16 protein-coding genes are annotated in these 15,858 nt (G+C 73.9%); 6 read left to right on the top strand and 10 right to left on the bottom strand.

Features of this window, described 5'->3' with window-relative positions; all coding sequences use genetic code 11:
- Nucleotides 1–6 precede the first annotated feature (6 nt).
- Complete coding sequence (locus tag AFE02nite_RS00935) at nt 7–1,017, top strand: DUF418 domain-containing protein (protein ID WP_052113491.1); 1,011 nt, start codon at nt 7–9, stop codon at nt 1,015–1,017.
- Here AFE02nite_RS00935 and AFE02nite_RS00930 read toward each other — a convergent pair.
- The 3 genes from AFE02nite_RS00930 to AFE02nite_RS00920 form a co-directional block, all read right to left on the bottom strand.
- Complete coding sequence (locus AFE02nite_RS00930) at nt 1,001–1,795, bottom strand: methyltransferase domain-containing protein (RefSeq protein ID WP_034244233.1); 795 nt, start codon at nt 1,793–1,795, stop codon at nt 1,001–1,003. The two genes, AFE02nite_RS00935 and AFE02nite_RS00930, sit on opposite strands and share 17 nt — an antisense overlap.
- A gap of 87 nt (nt 1,796–1,882) precedes the next feature.
- Nucleotides 1,883–2,299: a ribonuclease HI gene (gene rnhA, locus AFE02nite_RS00925; RefSeq protein WP_052113496.1), complete on the bottom strand. Its 417-nt coding sequence runs from the start codon at nt 2,297–2,299 to the stop codon at nt 1,883–1,885.
- 11 nt (nt 2,300–2,310) lie between these two features.
- Nucleotides 2,311–2,946 carry a pyridoxine/pyridoxamine 5'-phosphate oxidase gene (locus AFE02nite_RS00920; RefSeq protein WP_034244237.1) on the bottom strand — a complete coding sequence of 212 codons (636 nt, stop codon included), beginning with the start codon at nt 2,944–2,946 and terminating at the stop codon, nt 2,311–2,313.
- Between the two features lie 30 nt (nt 2,947–2,976).
- Here AFE02nite_RS00920 and AFE02nite_RS00915 point away from each other — a divergent pair, with 30 nt between their 5' ends.
- Nucleotides 2,977–5,550 carry a DEAD/DEAH box helicase gene (locus AFE02nite_RS00915; protein ID WP_034244238.1) on the top strand — a complete coding sequence of 858 codons (2,574 nt, stop codon included), beginning with the start codon at nt 2,977–2,979 and terminating at the stop codon, nt 5,548–5,550.
- A gap of 32 nt (nt 5,551–5,582) precedes the next feature.
- The gene (gene ybaK / locus AFE02nite_RS00910) at nt 5,583–6,074 is read left to right on the top strand and encodes a Cys-tRNA(Pro) deacylase (protein WP_034244240.1); all 492 of its coding nucleotides are present in this window, start codon (nt 5,583–5,585) and stop codon (nt 6,072–6,074) included.
- A gap of 1 nt (nt 6,075) precedes the next feature.
- Here ybaK and AFE02nite_RS00905 read toward each other — a convergent pair whose 3' ends face one another.
- The gene (locus AFE02nite_RS00905; RefSeq protein WP_034244242.1) at nt 6,076–6,714 is read right to left on the bottom strand and encodes a nucleoside/nucleotide kinase family protein; all 639 of its coding nucleotides are present in this window, start codon (nt 6,712–6,714) and stop codon (nt 6,076–6,078) included.
- Here AFE02nite_RS00905 and AFE02nite_RS00900 point away from each other — a divergent pair.
- Nucleotides 6,713–7,459: a YggS family pyridoxal phosphate-dependent enzyme gene (locus AFE02nite_RS00900; protein ID WP_052113492.1), complete on the top strand. Its 747-nt coding sequence runs from the start codon at nt 6,713–6,715 to the stop codon at nt 7,457–7,459. The genes AFE02nite_RS00905 and AFE02nite_RS00900 overlap by 2 nt on opposite strands.
- Before the next feature lie 5 nt (nt 7,460–7,464).
- On the opposite strand, the gene AFE02nite_RS00895 is transcribed toward AFE02nite_RS00900, so the two are convergent.
- The 3 genes from AFE02nite_RS00895 to AFE02nite_RS00885 all read right to left on the bottom strand — a co-directional run bounded on the left by AFE02nite_RS00895 (nt 7,465) and on the right by AFE02nite_RS00885 (nt 11,462).
- Nucleotides 7,465–8,907: a peptidase M16 family protein gene (locus AFE02nite_RS00895; RefSeq protein ID WP_034244244.1), complete on the bottom strand. Its 1,443-nt coding sequence runs from the start codon at nt 8,905–8,907 to the stop codon at nt 7,465–7,467.
- A 90-nt stretch (nt 8,908–8,997) separates the two neighbouring features.
- Nucleotides 8,998–10,299 carry an LCP family protein gene (locus AFE02nite_RS00890; RefSeq protein WP_146818934.1) on the bottom strand — a complete coding sequence of 434 codons (1,302 nt, stop codon included), beginning with the start codon at nt 10,297–10,299 and terminating at the stop codon, nt 8,998–9,000.
- Between the two features lie 113 nt (nt 10,300–10,412).
- Nucleotides 10,413–11,462, bottom strand: a complete 1,050-nt coding sequence (locus tag AFE02nite_RS00885; RefSeq protein WP_034244245.1) for a lipoate--protein ligase family protein — start codon at nt 11,460–11,462, stop codon at nt 10,413–10,415.
- A 127-nt stretch (nt 11,463–11,589) separates the two neighbouring features.
- On the opposite strand from AFE02nite_RS00885, the gene AFE02nite_RS00880 reads away from it, so the two are divergent.
- On the top strand, nt 11,590–12,630 hold the full coding sequence (locus tag AFE02nite_RS00880; protein WP_034244247.1) for a glutathione S-transferase family protein: 1,041 nt from the start codon (nt 11,590–11,592) through the stop codon (nt 12,628–12,630).
- A gap of 53 nt (nt 12,631–12,683) precedes the next feature.
- On the opposite strand, the gene AFE02nite_RS17230 is transcribed toward AFE02nite_RS00880, so the two are convergent.
- Together AFE02nite_RS17230 and AFE02nite_RS00875 are read right to left on the bottom strand one after the other, a co-directional pair.
- Nucleotides 12,684–12,836, bottom strand: a complete 153-nt coding sequence (locus AFE02nite_RS17230) for a hypothetical protein (protein ID WP_186814436.1) — start codon at nt 12,834–12,836, stop codon at nt 12,684–12,686.
- A gap of 41 nt (nt 12,837–12,877) precedes the next feature.
- Entirely contained in the window at nt 12,878–14,335 is a 1,458-nt protein-coding gene (locus AFE02nite_RS00875; protein ID WP_034244249.1) for an NAD(P)/FAD-dependent oxidoreductase, read from the bottom strand.
- Nucleotides 14,336–14,471: 136 nt separating this feature from the next.
- On the opposite strand from AFE02nite_RS00875, the gene AFE02nite_RS00870 reads away from it, so the two are divergent.
- On the top strand, nt 14,472–15,095 hold the full coding sequence (locus tag AFE02nite_RS00870) for a class I SAM-dependent methyltransferase (protein WP_052113494.1): 624 nt from the start codon (nt 14,472–14,474) through the stop codon (nt 15,093–15,095).
- A gap of 29 nt (nt 15,096–15,124) precedes the next feature.
- On the opposite strand, the gene AFE02nite_RS00865 is transcribed toward AFE02nite_RS00870, so the two are convergent.
- Entirely contained in the window at nt 15,125–15,853 is a 729-nt protein-coding gene (locus AFE02nite_RS00865) for a DUF4386 family protein (protein WP_034244251.1), read from the bottom strand.
- Nucleotides 15,854–15,858 lie beyond the last annotated feature (5 nt).

Below are 15,858 nucleotides of genomic sequence, written 5' to 3'. Positions count from 1 at the left end.
GCCGGGGTGAGTTCCTCGCGCATCGTCGGCGTGGACGTCGCGCGTGGCCTCGCGGTGCTCGGCATGGTCGTCGCCCACGTGGGCGAGGACGACGCCGCGCGGTTGCCCAACGGGAGCAGCTGGCTGGAGGCGTTCGACGGGCGCTCCGCGGCGGGATTCGCGCTGCTGGCAGGCGTGTCGGCCGCCTTGCTCAGCGCGGACGCGACGCGGCTGGGGTACGCACGGGTGCGCATCCTGGTCCGCGCTGCGCTGCTGCTGCCCCTGGGCCTGGTCCTCGACGCGCTCGGCACTCCCGTGGTGATCATCCTGCCCGCGTACGCCGTGATGTTCGCGATGCTGACGGCCGCCCTCGCCTGGCGCCCGCGGACCCTTCTCGTCGCCGCCGCGGTGGTCGCGCTCGCAGCCCCACCCCTCGCGGCGTGGCTCCGCGACGGCGCCGGCGCGTCGGCAGGTCCGCTCGCGATCCTGTGGCAGCGGTACTACCCGCCGATGATCTGGATCGCGTACCTGCTCGTCGGGCTCGCGGTCGGGCGTGTCCTCCGACTGCCGACGACGCCGCGGACCCTGGTCACCTGGGGCGTCGGCGCGGCGGTGCTCGGCCTGGCGACGAACGCCGTCGCGATGCGCACCATCGACGAGTCGCACACCCTGCAGCGGGCGCTCCTGACATCCGCGCCGCACACCAGCTCCCCGGTCGAGCTGCTGGCCAACACCGGCGTCGTCCTCGTGGTGCTCGGGTTGTGCCTGGTGGCCGGCGAGCGGTGGCCGCGGGCGCTCGGCCCCCTGGCGGCGACGGGGGCGCTGGCGCTGACCGCCTACACCGGTCAGGTCGTGGCGATCGCGATCCTCGGACGGGGCGTCGTGTTCGACCCGGACGTCGCGGTGGCCGCGGCGTTCGTGCTGGTCACGGTGGCGGCGTGCACGCTCTGGCGGGCCACGGTAGGCCGGGGCCCGCTCGAGCGGGCGCTGCACGCCGCCTCGACGGCGACCGCCGATGCCGTCATGCCCGCGCGATGACCTCCCCGTGCAGGACGCCGAACCAGCCGTCCGGTGCCGCACCCCACTCCAGCCAGGCGTCGTGGAGCTGCTCCAGCGTGACGTCGTCGGCCAGCCCGTACTCCTGAGCCTGCCGGGCGAAGCTCGAGTGCAGCACGCGCTCGGACCACAGGGAGGCCCACCACTCGCGGTCGGGACCCGCGAAGCACCACGCGCTCGCGCCGGGGGTGACCTCGGTGAAGCCGGCACGCTGGAACCACGACAGGAGGTGGCGGCCGGCGTTGCACTCGGCCTTGTTGGCCACCGTCACGTCGCGGTACAGGTGGAGCCAGTCCTCGATGCCCGGCGAGGCCGGGAACCAGGTGAACGCCCCGTAGTCGGCGTCCCGGACCGCGACGATCCCGCCCGGCTTGGCGACCCGCCGCATCTCGCGGAGCGCGGCGACCGGGTCGGTCAGGTGCTGGAGCACCTGGTGCGCGTGCACGACGTCGAAGGTGTCGTCGGGCACGTCCAGCCGGTACACGTCGCCCTGCACGAAGTCGACGTCGACCCCGGCGGCCGACGCGCGCTTGCGCGCGCCGTCGAGCACCTCCGCGACGGCGTCGACGCCCAGGACGCGGCCCGGGGCCACGCGGCGGGCGAGGTCCACCGTGAGCGTGCCCGGACCACAGCCGATGTCGAGGAGCGACATGCCCGGGCGCAGGTGGGGCGCCAGGTACGCCGCGGAGTTCGCGACGTCGCGTCGGGTGTGTGCGCGCAGGACCGACTCGTGGTGACCGTGGGTGTAGACGTCGGGCATGGGTTCAGTCACCCACTCCGGCGACGGCCGTATCAAGTCCCGGGACGCAGCGTCTCAGCCCCTGGGCGTCCGTGACCCCGGGAGCGGTCAGCGGGGCGGTACGCCGCGGTTCGCCAGCGCGTCGGCGCGCTCGTTGCCCGGGTCGCCGGCGTGACCCTTCACCCAGATCCAGGTCACCTCGTGCCGGGCGAGCTCGGCGTCCAGGGCCCGCCACAGGTCGGCGTTCTTCACCGGCTGCTTCGAGGCGGTGCGCCACCCGTTGCGCTGCCAACCCGCGAGCCATCGCGTGATGCCGTGCATGACGTACGTCGAGTCGACGTGCAGCCGCACCGTGCAGGGCCGGTTCAGCGCCCGCAGGCCCTCGATGACCGCGGTGAGCTCCATCCGGTTGTTCGTGGTCTCCGCCTCGCCGCCGAACAGGTCCCGCTCGTGCTCGCCGAACTTCAGGTAGGCGCCCCAGCCACCCGGGCCGGGATTGCCCTTGCAGGCCCCGTCGGTCCACATCTCCACCACGCTCACGGGAAGAGCACCCGCCGCTCCCAGCCGCCGTCGCCACGCGAGTACACGAGGCGGACGTGGGCGCGATCCGCGCGGCCCTGCCAGAACTCCACCTCGTGCGGCACCACCCGGAACACCGCCCAGGAGTCGAGCACGAGCTCCGGCTCCTCCTGGAGCCGTCGCTCGGCCGCCTCGAACGCCGCCGCGAGCTCCCCCGGCTCGACGACCTGCCCGTGCCGGGTCGCCAGGGCGGCGGCGCGGGACGCCGTCGACCGCCCACGGAAGTCGTCCGCGCTCACCTCGCTGCTCCGCCGCTCGGCGCGGCCCGTGATGCGTACCTGACGCCCGAGCGGCTGCCACCAGAACGTCAGCGCCACGGCGTCGTCGCGTGCGATGGCCTGCGCCTTGGCGCTGCGGTCGTCGGTCGCGAACTCCCACGCGCCGTCGCGGACGTCCTTGCACAGGAGCACGCGCGCCGCGGGTCCGGCGGTCGACAGGGTCATCGCGTGCGGCTCGGGAACGCCGGCCGCCACGGCGTCGGCGAACCAGCGCAGGAACTGCTCCACCGGGTCCTCGGCGGCGGCGGCCACGTCGAACGGCGGGAGCGGGCCGGCGAGGACCGGCAGGTCTCGGAGCGTCTCGCGCAGCGTCACGGCCGGAACACTACTGCGAGGATGTCAGCGATGACCCCGACGCTGCAGCCCTCGACACCCGAGCCCGACGCCCTCTACGACGCCTTCGTCACGTGGGCGGCCGGCGAGGGCTACCAGCTCTACCCCGCGCAGGACGAGGCGGTCATGGAGCTGGTCAGCGGCTCGCACGTCATCCTCTCCACCCCCACGGGGAGCGGGAAGTCGTTGGTCGCGGTCGCCGCCCACCTGGCCGGGCTCGCGCGCGGCACGCGCTCGTTCTACACCGCACCGATCAAGGCGCTGGTCAACGAGAAGTTCTTCGACCTCGCGCGGATCTTCGGCGCCGAGAACGTCGGTCTGATGACCGGGGACTCGGCGGTGAACCCGACGGCGCCGATCATCTGCTGCACCGCCGAGATCCTCGCCAACATCGCTCTGCGCACCGGGGGCCTGCCGCCCGGCCACCCCGACGACCCGGCGGTGCCCGGCGCGGACGACATCGGCGTCGTCGTGATGGACGAGTTCCACTTCTACGCCGAGCCCCAGCGCGGGTGGGCCTGGCAGGTGCCGCTGCTGGAGATGACCGGCACCCAGTTCCTGCTGATGTCCGCGACGCTCGGCGACGTCACGTTCTTCGTCGACGACCTCCGACGACGCACCGGGCGCGCGGTGGCCGCCGTCACCGGCACGCAGCGGCCCGTGCCGCTGACCTACACCTATGCCGTGGACCCCCTGCACGAGGTGGTCGAACGCCTCGTGCACGACGGCCGCGCACCGGTGTACCTGGTGCACTTCACCCAGCGCGACGCCGTCGAGCAGGCGCAGGCGCTGACGTCGACGCCCGTCGCCACGCGCGAGGCGCGCGACGCGATCGCGGCCGAGATCGGCGCCTTCCGCTTCGGCACGGGCTTCGGCAAGACGCTGCGGCGCCTGCTGTCGCACGGCGTGGGGGTCCACCACGCCGGGATGCTCCCTCGCTACCGCCGCCTCGTCGAGCGCCTCACGCAGCGCGGGCTGCTCACCGTCGTCTGCGGGACGGACACCCTCGGCGTGGGCATCAACGTGCCCATCCGCACGGTCGTCCTCACCTCGCTCGTCAAGTACGACGGCACCCGGATGCGGCACCTGACGGCACGGGAGTTCCACCAGATCGCCGGGCGCGCGGGCCGGGCCGGCTACGACACCGCCGGCGACGTCGTCGTCATGGCGCCCGAGCACGTCATCGAGAACCGGCGGGCCCTGGCCAGGGCCGGCGACGACCCGAAGAAGGTCCGCAAGATCGTCCGCAAGTCCGCGCCCGCCGGGCACGTGAACTGGACCGAGAGCACCTTCGAGCGGCTTCGCGACGCCCCGCCCGAGCCGCTGACCTCGCAGTTCGCGGTGAGCCACGCCATGGTCCTCAACGTCCTCGCGCGTCCCACGGGCGACCCCGTCGAGGCGATGACGGGACTGCTCACCGACAACCACGAGTCGCCCGCGGCCCGGGGCCGGCACGTGCGGCAGGCGGTGCGCGTGTACCGCTCGCTGCGCGAGGCGGGCGTCGTCGAGCGCGTCCGGCGGGCCGACGGCCGCTGGACCGTCCGCCTGACGATGGCGCTGCCGGAGGAGTTCGCGCTCAACCAGCCGCTGTCGCCCTTCGCGTACGCGGCGCTCGACATGCTCGACGCGGCTGACCCGGGGTACGCCCTCGACGTCGTCTCCGTGATCGAGTCCACCCTGGACGACCCGCGCGCCGTCCTCGTGGCGCAGGAGAAGCACGCCCGCGGCGAGGCCGTCGCGGCGATGAAGGCCGAGGGCTACGACTACGACGAGCGGATGGCGGCCCTGGAGGACGTCACCTACCCGAAGCCGCTGGCCGAGGCGCTCGAGGGCGCGTTCACGGTGTACCGGCGCACGAACCCCTGGGTGTCGGACCACCTGCCCTCCCCCAAGTCGGTGGTCCGCGACATGGTCGAGCGCGCGGCGACGTTCACCGAGTACGTCTCCCAGTTCGGCCTCGAGCGGGCGGAGGGCGTCCTGCTGCGCTACCTCGCGGACGCCGATCGCGCGCTGCGCCAGACCGTCCCGCCGGAGCGTCGCGACGAGGCGCTCGAGGACGTCGTCGCGTGGCTCGGCGAGGTCGTCCGCGGGGTCGACTCGAGCCTCGTCGACGAGTGGGAGCGCCTGCAGGGGGTCGCGGCGGCCGACGACGGCGCACCCCGCCCCGACGCAGCACCGCCGCGGCTGACCGGCAACGTGCGCGCGTTCCGGGTGATGGTCCGCAACGCCCTGTTCCGCCGGGTCCAGCTCGCGGCCCGCGAGGACTGGGCCGGGCTCGGCGCGCTGGGTGACACCGACCCGGACGGGCGGGCGTGGACCGCCGACCGCTGGCGCGACGCGCTCGACCCGTACTTCGACGAGCACGACGAGCTGGGCACGGGGCCCGACGCGCGGGGACCGGCCCTGCTGCTCGTCACCGAGGGGGCTCCCGGCACGCAACCCGGACCGGGCCGCTGGACGGTGCGGCAGCTGCTCGACGACCCTTCCGGCGACCACGACTGGCGCATCGACGCCGAGATCGACCTGGCGGCCAGCGACGAGGCGGGCGAGGCCGTGCTCGTCGTGACGGCGGCCGGACGCCTCTGAGGTCCGGCGCGACGGCCTCGTAGGCTCAGCGCGTGGCCAAGCACGCACCCACCGGCACCCCGGCCCTCGTCGCCCTGACCCGCGCCGGCGTCGCGCACACGGTGCACACCTACGAGCACGACCCCGCGACGCCGGCGGGCTACGGCCTCGAGGCCGCCCAGGCGCTCGGCCTGGCCCCCGAGCAGGTCTTCAAGACGCTGCTGGCCGAGGTCGACGGGACGCTGACCGTCGCGGTCGTGCCGGTCACGACGACGCTCGACCTCAAGGCGCTCGCCGCGGCGGTCGGCGGCAAGCGGGCGACGATGGCCAACCCGCGCGATGCCGAGCGGGCGACGGGCTACGTCGTCGGCGGCATCTCCCCGCTCGGCCAGAAGACCGCCCATCCGACGGTGATCGACGAGACCGCCGAGCTCTACGAGACCGTCTACGTGTCCGGCGGGCGTCGCGGGATGGACATCGGGCTCGCGCCGGCCGACCTCATCGCCCTCACGCGCGCGAGCGTGGCCGACATCGCGCGCGGCTGACTCACAGGCCGGAGACGACGACCGGCGCGCTCACGTCGGTGACGTCGAGGACGACGTCCGCACGCTCCTGGGGCCGGCAGCGGTTCAGGTAGAGCCGCTGCCCCTCGAGGTAGCGGCGGTTGGCCGGGTCCTCCGGGTCGGCCGGCGAGCCGTCCCGGACGCTCATCCGCGCGTACGTCGCCACGAAGTCCGCGCGCAGGAACACGGCCAGGTCCCAGGCGCCGTGCAGCTCGTCGCGCTGCAGGAACACCCCGTCGACCAGGACGATGGCACCCACGACGTCGACCAGCTCACCGGGTACCGGGGCGTCGCTGCGGTGGTCGAACGCCGCCGTCCGGACCTGTCCGCCCGAGCGGACCGGCTCGATCACGCAGCGCCGGAACGCGGCGAGGTCGAAGGAGTCGAAGAAGTAGCCCTCGGGCGACGTGCGACCGCGCGCGTACCTCTGCGCCCGCGGACGGTGGAAGCCGTCGATCCCCGTGCGCACGATGCGCTCGCCGCGCTGTCCGAGCACGGCGGCGAGGTCGTCGGCGAGCACGGTCTTGCCCACGCCGTCGACGCCGTCGATCGCGACGAGCGCCGGGCGCGGCAGGGCGGCGACCCGGTCGGCGAGCAGGTCCAGCGCGGCGGCCCGTTCCATGGTCGGAGCCTCGCACGGATATCGTCCATGCGTGCCCACGGTCGCCGAGATCGCCGAGCGGATCGCAGCCGTCCGCGCCCGCGTCGCCGCCGCCGCCGAGGCCGCCGGCCGGTCCCCGTCGGACGTCCGCCTGCTGCTGGCCACCAAGACCCTGCCCGACGACGTCGTCCGCGCCGCCGTGCTGGCGGGCGCCGCACTGATCGGCGAGAACCGGGTGCAGGAGCTCGTCGCGCACACCGCGGCCGTGGCGGACCTGCGCCCGGAGGTCCACCTGATCGGGCACCTTCAGTCGAACAAGGTGACAACGGTCCTCCACCCGGACCGACCCCTCGTGGCCTGCGTCGAGTCGGTCGACACGCTGCCCCTGGCCGAACGCCTGTCACGTCGCTGCGCCGACCTCGGCCGCGACCTGGAGGTGATGGTGCAGGTGAACGTCTCCGGCGAGGCCACGAAGTCGGGCATCGCGCCCGACGGCGCGGCCGAGCTCGCCGCGCGGGTGGCCGCCCTCCCCCGGCTGCGCCTGACGGGCTTCATGACGATCGGCCTCAACTCCCCCGACGCCGCTGCCGTCCGCGCCGGCTACGCGCGCCTGCGGCAGGTGCGCGACGCCGTCGTCCGGGATCTGCCGGGCGCGCGCGAGCTCTCGATGGGCATGAGCGGCGACCTCGAGCTCGCGGTCGCCGAGGGCGCGACGACCGTGCGCGTGGGCACCGCGGTGTTCGGCGCCCGGCCAGCTCCCGCCTGACGGAGTCAGCTGAGCGCGAAGCGCAGCTCGGCGGGGACGCGCTCGTCGATCGCCTGCACCACGGCCTCGGCGCCCCTGAACTCGCGGGGGTCGACCCACACGAAGCAACCCCGACGCCCGAAGAGCAGGCGCCCGTCGCGCGCGACGCCGACGCCCACGCACTCGTCGAACCGCACCTCGTGCACGTCCCCGTCCTCGTCCCGGTACTGCACGACGTCGTCGGCGAATCCGAGCTCGGCCCCGGCGGGCAGCCCAGACCGCAGCCGACGCCGTAGCCGGGGTGTGGTGAAGGCGGGCACCGCCGCGCACGTCGGCACGAGCGGAAGCCCGGCCGGCGCCGTGCAGTCACGGGGCACCAGGAGCATCGCGGTCGGCAACGACTCGCGCAGTGCGCTGGTGACCTCCTCGGCCGTCACGGCGGCGACGCGCGCCCGCGCGTCGGCCTGCTGCACGGCGGGCTGGCCCGCGAGCAACCGCTCGGCCTGCAGCTGGACGTGGCTCGCCACGGTGTCCAGGTCGTCGGCGAGGGCCGCGGACCACTCCAGGTCCTCCGCGAGCTCGTCGGCCGTCACGCCGACCTGGCCGCGGTGCTCGAGCTCCTCGATGAGCGCGGTCGCGACCTCGGCCTCTGCGCCCGGCGCGGACCGGGTGGTCAGCTGCAGCACCACCCGCCCGGTGCCGGGCAGCCGGATGAGGTCCGGCACGACGCCGTAGACGATCCCGAGCTCGTGGCGCAGCCGCCGTTCGAGCGCGCCCGCCGTCGCGCGGATCGCGAGGGAGGCCGCCGGCGCGTCGCGGCCCTCGATCGACGCGCACGGGTCGCTCACGTCCGCGCGGTCCCAGGCCGGCCCGGCGCTCCAGGAGCCGAAGCTGCGCGCCGGCGCCTGGCCGGGCGGCAGCCGGAGGTCGAGGTCCTCGGGCATCGGCCCGACGACCGTCAGGACGGCGTTCCCAGCCACGAACCACTGCGCGTGGTGGCGGGCGACGACCTCGGGCTCGAGCCCGAGAGAGCCGAGGCCGGGGAACATCCCGAGCCCGGGGCCGGCGTTGCCGAACCGCGACTTCAGGAGCACCTCGTGCGCACCGTACGTGTGGCCGTGCGTCTCGGCCTCCAGCACGTTCCGCTCGCGCGCGAGCCGGTCCAGCGGCAGGTCCCGCAGCGCCGCGGCGACCTGACCGAGGAACCGCCCGACCCGGTCGGCGGGCCCGTTCGCCCAGAACGCCGTCTGGAACGGCGTCACGCACGCGTTGCTCTCGAGGCGGCCCGGCTCGGCAGCTCCCATGACCAGGTGCTCGATCGCGTGGGTCATCCCGCGGGTGACGAAGGACTCGTCCGCCCAGCCCGCACCGATGTGCAGGGTCATGCGCGTGCAGCCGGGGGCCGGCACGTGCAGCGTCCGGATGCCGGAGACCTCGGTCTCCACGAACTCACCCGATCGGGTGTCCATCCCCCGACGCTACGGATCACGCAGCGCAACGTCCCAGGGACTTCAGTCGCGGTCTCACCGTTCGACCGGGGTAAATCCGTCCAGCGCCCGTCAGCCGCAGAGGGCCGCCTCCGGGTCCTCCGCCGTCCGCAGCACGGCCCCGCCGACGGGCGGGGCGCCACCCGTCCCGTCACCGGCCGTCCCGTCACCGGCCGTGCCGTCACCGGCCGCACCCCCGGCCGGCCCCCCGTCCGCGCCGCCGGCCGCGGGCGTGCCCACCGCCGACGGGTTGCCCCCTGGCGCCCCGCCGGCGAGGGGCATGTCGGCGAGGAGTCGCGCCCACACCTCGTCCGCGTCGCTCGTCCAGGCCACGTACCTGCCCCCGTCGGCGTACGCCCACGGCACTGTCATGAACGTGAGGTCCGTCGCGTCGAGCCCCCGGAGCGACCAGGCGAGGCCGAGCATCGTCCCCGGGTCGGCGAGCTCCTCGGAGACCATCAGCGACGACGTCGCGGCGTCCAGGAACCGCCCCATGGCCAGCGGGCTGGAGAGGACCTCGGACGAGAGCACCTTGCGCACGAGCGCCCCGAGGAACCGGTGCTGCCGCTCGATCCGTGCCGGGTCGGTCCCGTCACCGCCGTCGACGTGCCGGGCCCGGACGTACTGCAGCGCCGGGACGCCTTGGAGGTCGTGCCACCCCGCCGACAGGTCGAGCCCGGTGTACCGCGTGTCCCGCAGCGGCTCGGGGACGCACACCCGCACGCCACCGACGGCGTCGACCATCCCGACGAAGCCGACCATGTCGACGATGGCGTACCCGTGGATCGTCAGACCCGTCATCGTCTGGACCGTCGAGATGGTGCAGAGGGCGGCGAGGGCCGGGTCCCCGGTGGCCCACCCGGTCGCGAAGGCCGCGTTGAACTTCGCCGTCCGCGGCTGCGACATGGGTCCGTCGGGCTCACGGTCGAGGTGGCACGCGGGGATCTGGGCCCGCGAGTCGCGCGGGAGCGAGACGAGCTCCACCCGCGACCGGTCCGCCGAGATGTGCGCGATGAGCGCGGTGTCGCTCCCGCCACCCGGATCGGCGCCGGCGAGCGCGGCGTTCTCACCGGACCGGTCGTCGGTGGCGAGCAGGAGCAGGTTCAGCGCGCTGCCCGGCATCGGGTCGTCGGCGTCGACCGATCGTCCGACGACGGGCGGGGCCCCCGGGGGGGTGCTCGGCGGGGCCACGAGCGAGGCGACCGACGGCAGCGTCGTGACGTTGCTCCGCCAGCGGAGGACCGTGAAGCCCACGAAGCCGCCACCCAGCGCGACGACCCCCACCAGCACGAGGGCCACGGCGCGCGCCCGTCGGTACGACCGCATCGCTCGGACGTGCCGCGGCACGCCCCCCTGCTTCGTCCGCCTACCCATGCTGGGCACGCTAGAGGTGGCGACAGCGCGCTGACCTGCGCAGATGTGCACAACGCGTGGAGGTGCTGCGCAGGTCGCCGGCGCGCGGCAGCAGACGCGGCGGCGGCGCGCGCTCAGGGCACTCGGGCGGTCCACTCCTCGGTGCCGAACTTGGTCGCGACGAGCTCGGCGGCGCGCGCCCGCTCCTGCTCGGTGACGCCGCCGTCCACCGTGTCGTAGCGCGCGCGGAAGTGGTTCTTGAACGCCTCGATGACGTCGGCGCGCGGCATGCCGGTCTGCGAGCGCAGCGGGTCCACGCGCTTGTTGGCGCTCGTCGTGCCCTTGTCCGAGAGCTTCTCGCGGCCGATGCGCAGCACCTCGAGCATCTTCGTGGCGTCGATGTCGTACGCCATCGTCACGTGGTGCAGCACCGTGCCGCCGGCCAGGCGCTTCTGCGCGGCGCCGGCGATCTTGCCGGCCGGGGACGCGATGTCGTTGAGCGGCACGTACGTGGCGTCGATGCCGAGCTCGCGCAGGGCACCCAGCACCCAGTCGTCGAGGAAGCCGTACGAGCGCTCGAAGCTCAGGCCCTCGACGAGCGACGCGGGAACGGTGAGCGAGTAGGTGATCGTGTTGCCGGGCTCGATGAACATCGCGCCACCGCCGGAGATCCGCCGGACCACCGTGATGCCGTGGCGCTCCGCCCCCTCCGGGTCGACCTCGTTGCGCAGCGACTGGAACGAGCCGATGACGACGGCCGGTGCGCCCCACTCCCAGATCCGCAGGGTCGGCCGGCGTGTGCCCGCTGCGACGGCCTCGGACAACGCCTGGTCCAGCGCCATGTGCATCGCCGGGCTCTGCGGCCCCTCGTGCACGATCTCGAAGGTGTGGTCCTCCCACCGCGTCGCGTGGCCGAGGGCCCGCCGCACGGCGATCGCGATCGCCTCGGGCGTGAAGCCCACCATGGTCACGTCCTCGCCCACGGCCGCCTGCACGACGCCGGTCAGCCGGGCCACGCTCGCGCCCTCGGGCTCGCCGACGAGCGCCGCGTCGATCGCCTCGAGGGCGTCGTCCGGCTCGAGGAAGAAGTCGCCGCTCACCGCCGCCGTGGCGATGCGGCCGTCGGCCACCTCGACGTCGACCGCCACGAGCTTGCCACCGGGGACCTTGTACTCTCCGCGCACGAAATCATCCTATGTCTGCCGTCGAGGGCGGGTGCCGCTGTCAGCGGTGAGCGTAACCGCGCGCCTTTCGCCCCTGCAGCCGGGTCCTCGCCAGTGCCCGCGCCCCGCCGTCGTGCACCATGGCTGGATGAGCGACGAGCGCCCCGAGCACAGCACCGGCGGCGTGTACTCCGTGCCCGGGCAGGAGTACACGCGCGACGACAGGTACCTGGCCACCCGCATCACCGCGGACGGCCGCGACGGCTTCCCCGTGGAGCCCGGCCGGTACCGGCTGATCGCGGCGCGCGCGTGCCCGTGGGCGAGCCGGGTGATCATCGTGCGCCGGCTGCTCGGACTCGAGTCCGCGCTGTCCATGGGCCTGGCGGGTCCGACGCACGACGCGCGCTCGTGGACCTTCGACCTCGACCCCGGCGGGCGCGACCCCGTGCTCGGCATCGAGCGGCTCCAGGAGGCGTTCTTCGCCCGCGACCCGCACTACTCGCGCGGCATCACGGTGCCGGCGATCGTCGACGTGCGCTCGGGCGCCGTCGTGACCAACGACTTCGCCCAGATGACCCTCGACCTCGAGCTCGAGTGGACCGCCCACCACCGGCCGGGCGCGCCGGACCTCTACCCCGAGCGCCTGCGCGACGAGATCGACCAGGTCAACCGCCGCGTCTACGCCAAGGTCAACAACGGCGTGTACCGCTGCGGCTTCGCCGGCTCCCAGGACGCGTACGACGCCGCCTACCGCTCGCTGTTCGACGGTCTGGACTGGCTCGAGGAGCGCCTGACCGGGCAGCGCTACCTCGTCGGGGACACGATCACCGAGGCCGACGTCCGCCTGTTCACCACGCTCGTGCGGTTCGACGCCGTCTATCACGGCCACTTCAAGTGCAACCGGACCAAGCTCACCGAGATGCCCGCCCTGTGGGCCTACGCACGCGACCTGTTCCAGACCCCGGGCTTCGGCGACACCGTCGACTTCGCCCAGATCAAGGAGCACTACTACGTGGTGCACACGGACATCAACCCCACCGGGATCGTGCCCGCCGGGCCGGACCTGTCCGGGTGGCTGCACCCGCACGGCAGGGAGCAGCTCGGCGGCCGCCCGTTCGGCGACGGCACGCCCCCGGGACCGGTGCCCGACGGCGAACGGGTCGCCGCGGCGGGCACGCCGCTGGGCTGACGGGGCCCCGGGCCGGTCAGCGGAGGCGCGCCCGACGCCCGCCCCCGGCCGCGTCAGCCGTGCCCGCGGGCGATGACGCGGATCATCTTCAGGTTGATCGCGACGAATCGCACGACCTGCACGAGCACGTTGCGCCGGCGGCGCAGGGTCCGCTCGGTGGGCAGCGGCGCTGACGCGATGGCCTCGTCGGCGAACGGTCCGGCCACGGTGGTTCCTCTCGTCTGGGGCGTCTGGTCGTGGGCGTCGATCACTCGGGGATGAGGAACCAGAGCGGTCGCGCCTTGGCCTTGTAGATGAACAGGTAGTGCAGCAGCGCCTTCATCCAGTGGCCGGCCAGGCCGATCTCGCCCGATGTCCCGCGGCGGTCCCGGCCGGTGGCCGGGTACGCCTGGCGGTCGGGGACGACCGGGTACATCGTCATCGACGCGGCCGAGCCCTTGGTCAGCCCGGTCCCCGCCGACGCGATGCAGGCAGCGCCCATGCGGGCCATCGAGGCGGCGTGCGCGGGAGCGTCCGGGCCTCTCCCGATGAGGTCCCGGATCGTCAGGGCGACGGTCTTGGCCTGGATGCCCGCGGGCATCCCGGTCCGTGGCGGCGCGGGGGTGATGACCGTCCCGCTCGGGCTGGTCCGCGGAACGGAGATCGGGTGCGGCGGAGCGAACGCGATCCCGGGAGCGAAGATCGTCGGGAAGTCCGGGTTCTGGTAGGTCCGCGGCCAGTCCTCCGCGGACCACTGGTCGTACGGCTTGGGCGTGTAGTCGGCGTCCACGCGCATCATGCCGTTCGGGGCGAACAACCGCTCGGTGAGGTCCGCGCCGTCCCGCCCGACAGCACGCAGGTCGGCGCCCCGGAACGGCGGCAGGAGCATGGCGAAGTCGAACGCCAGGGTGTGCTCGGAGCCGTCGAGCTGCTCGTAGTGAAGGACACCCGGCTCGACGCGCTGCACGTGCGCCCCGAGGATCGCCCGCACCCCGCGCTCGCGGAAGAGCGACTCCGTCCACGTCTTCGACGACGTCGTGAAGCCTCGCTGGGTGAACGACATCCCGCCGACGCCGAAGTCGCCGAGCTCGTGCTCGTTCGTGAGGTAGACGATCTCCGCGTTGTCGCGCACGCCGCGAGCACGCAGCTCGTGCTCCACGTTGAACGTGTACTCGAACGCCGCACCCTCGCAGGTGCACGTGCCATGGCCGGTCCCGATGACGACCGTCTTGCGCTCCCCGCGCCGGAGGGCCGCGACGAGCTCCTCGAAGACCTCGGCGGTCTCGGCCGCGTGCGACGCGGTGCAGACCGACAGGGAGTGGCCGTCTGGCCCGAGACCCGGCGTGGCGGCGAAGTTCAGCTTCGGCCCGGTCGCGTTGATGAGGAAGTCGTAGTGCAGACGCGACGTCTCGCCCTCGGTCCCGGGCGCTGTCGATCGCACCTCGACGCACGGGCGCCGGTCCTCCGCCGTCCCCTCCGGGAAGATCGTCGTCGCCAGGGCCTGGTGGTGCTCGATCCCCTTCCGGCGGTAGATCGGTGCGAGCGGGAACACCACCTGCTCGGTGGTCATCCGGCCCACGCCCACCCAGATGTTCGACGGGATCCAGTTCCACTTCGCGTTCGGGGCGACCACGACGATGTCGTGCTCCTTGGCGAGCATCCGGCGCAGGTGCAACGCGGCGGTGTGACCCGCCACGCCGGCGCCCAGGATGACGACCCGTGCCATCGACTCCTCCTCGAGTCCACCGGCGGCCGGGTGACCGCCGCGCGACGGGAGCCTATACCCCATGGGGTATGAGATACGGCGCCGTCTCCTCACGATGATCATGCTCCGGGTGGGGTTCGAGGGCTAGGGTGCGGGCGTGCCGCACGACATCAGCTGGGACGAGTACAACGCCGCTCAGGCCGGCCGAGCGCCTCGGGCATCGCTCGGGGCCGCCCTCGAGGCCGCCGGCTCCGGCGCCGCCGACGGGCGGCCGGCCGACCGCCCGCCCGTGGCCATCGACCTGGGCTGCGGCGAGGGCGTCGAGGTGACGGCTCTCCTCGAGGAGGGCTGGATCGTGCACGCGATCGACGGGGAGCCCGCCGCGCTCGAGCGGCTCGCCGAGCGCACCCCGCCCGAGCTCCGCGGGCGACTGCACATCCACCAGACCTCGTACGGGGACATCGACGTCCTGCCCGAGGCGGACCTCGTGCACGCCTCCTACTCCCTGCCGTACTGCGAGCCCGTGCACTTCCACCGGCTGTGGGCCGCGGTCCGCGCGTCCCTGCGGCCGGGCGCCGTGCTCGCCTGCCAGCTCTTCGGCCCGCACGACGACGCGTACGGCGACCCCGAGATGACGTTCCACACGGCCGAGGAGGCGCGCGCCCTCGTCGAAGGCCTCGAGATCGTCACCTGGACCGAGGAGGACGCGGACGGCACGGCGTACACGGGCCCCAAGCACTGGCACGTGTTCCACGTCGTCGCCCGGCGGCCGGTCGCCTGACCGCCGACCCCCGCGCGCCCCGGCCGGGCTCAGGCGGGCGCCGCGCCGTCGGCGCCGCCGGACAGGGCGAGCAGACGGAGCAGGCGACGCCCGACGAGCACGGCGAACACGGACCAGGGCACGAGCGACGCCATCGCGAACGCCAGGCCGACCACGCCGACGTTGGACGGCACGGCCATGAGCACCGCGGCCGCCAGGCCCCACCACGCCGTCGCCCGGCTGAACACCCGGGACCGCATGAGCAGGACCGCGAGCACGAGCAGCGTCACGAGGTTGAAGACGTAGTACACGTCGAACGCGGTGCCCGTCCACGTGGCCAGCATCCCGTCGCCCGTGGCGACGAGCGCCACGCGCTCGGCAGCGTCGGCGCCGTCGTACGCGCGCGCCAGCGTGAGCATCTCGACCGCACGCGGGGACGCCATGTAGGCCGCCATCCCCAGCGTGCCGAACGCGAGGGCCACCACCACGCCGGACAGGCTGACCCGCCAGAGCACGACCGCGAGCGCGAGGTAGAGAAGGTAGGCCAGGAGGTTGCTGACGACGTACAGCAGGTCGAGCGTGATCAGCCCGTACGCCGGGTTCTCGACCAGGAGCTCGAAGAACCCCACCGTCGTGTCCGGGGGCGGCGCGACGAGGTAGCACCCGACCTGCAGGGCGATCATGGCGACGCTCGCCAGAGCGACCCACGCCCCGACCCGGACCAGTCCGTGGAAGCGCGCGACGTCCGGCAGGACCGTCCCGGCATCGACAGGCGTCATGCCCC

Source organism: Actinotalea fermentans (assembly GCF_007991475.1).
Taxonomy (GTDB): Bacteria; Actinomycetota; Actinomycetes; order Actinomycetales; family Cellulomonadaceae; genus Actinotalea; species Actinotalea fermentans.
Note: the sequence above shows the minus strand (reverse complement) of the source record. Positions and strands in the feature narration are given on the sequence as shown.

Excerpts from the sequence above, each read along its gene's own strand:
- AFE02nite_RS00930 (WP_034244233.1), bottom strand. The coding sequence starts at position 1,795 with ATGCCCGACGTCTACACCCACGGTCACCACGAGTCGGTCCTGCGCGCA.
- rnhA (WP_052113496.1), bottom strand. The coding sequence starts at position 2,299 with ATGTGGACCGACGGGGCCTGCAAGGGCAATCCCGGCCCGGGTGGCTGG.
- AFE02nite_RS00915 (WP_034244238.1), top strand. The coding sequence starts at position 2,977 with ATGACCCCGACGCTGCAGCCCTCGACACCCGAGCCCGACGCCCTCTAC.
- AFE02nite_RS00900 (WP_052113492.1), top strand. The coding sequence starts at position 6,713 with ATGGTCGGAGCCTCGCACGGATATCGTCCATGCGTGCCCACGGTCGCC.
- AFE02nite_RS00905 (WP_034244242.1), bottom strand. The coding sequence starts at position 6,714 with ATGGAACGGGCCGCCGCGCTGGACCTGCTCGCCGACCGGGTCGCCGCC.
- AFE02nite_RS00895 (WP_034244244.1), bottom strand. The coding sequence starts at position 8,907 with ATGGACACCCGATCGGGTGAGTTCGTGGAGACCGAGGTCTCCGGCATC.
- AFE02nite_RS00890 (WP_146818934.1), bottom strand. The coding sequence starts at position 10,299 with ATGGGTAGGCGGACGAAGCAGGGGGGCGTGCCGCGGCACGTCCGAGCG.
- AFE02nite_RS00880 (WP_034244247.1), top strand. The coding sequence starts at position 11,590 with ATGAGCGACGAGCGCCCCGAGCACAGCACCGGCGGCGTGTACTCCGTG.
- AFE02nite_RS00875 (WP_034244249.1), bottom strand. The coding sequence starts at position 14,335 with ATGGCACGGGTCGTCATCCTGGGCGCCGGCGTGGCGGGTCACACCGCC.
- AFE02nite_RS00865 (WP_034244251.1), bottom strand. The coding sequence starts at position 15,853 with ATGACGCCTGTCGATGCCGGGACGGTCCTGCCGGACGTCGCGCGCTTC.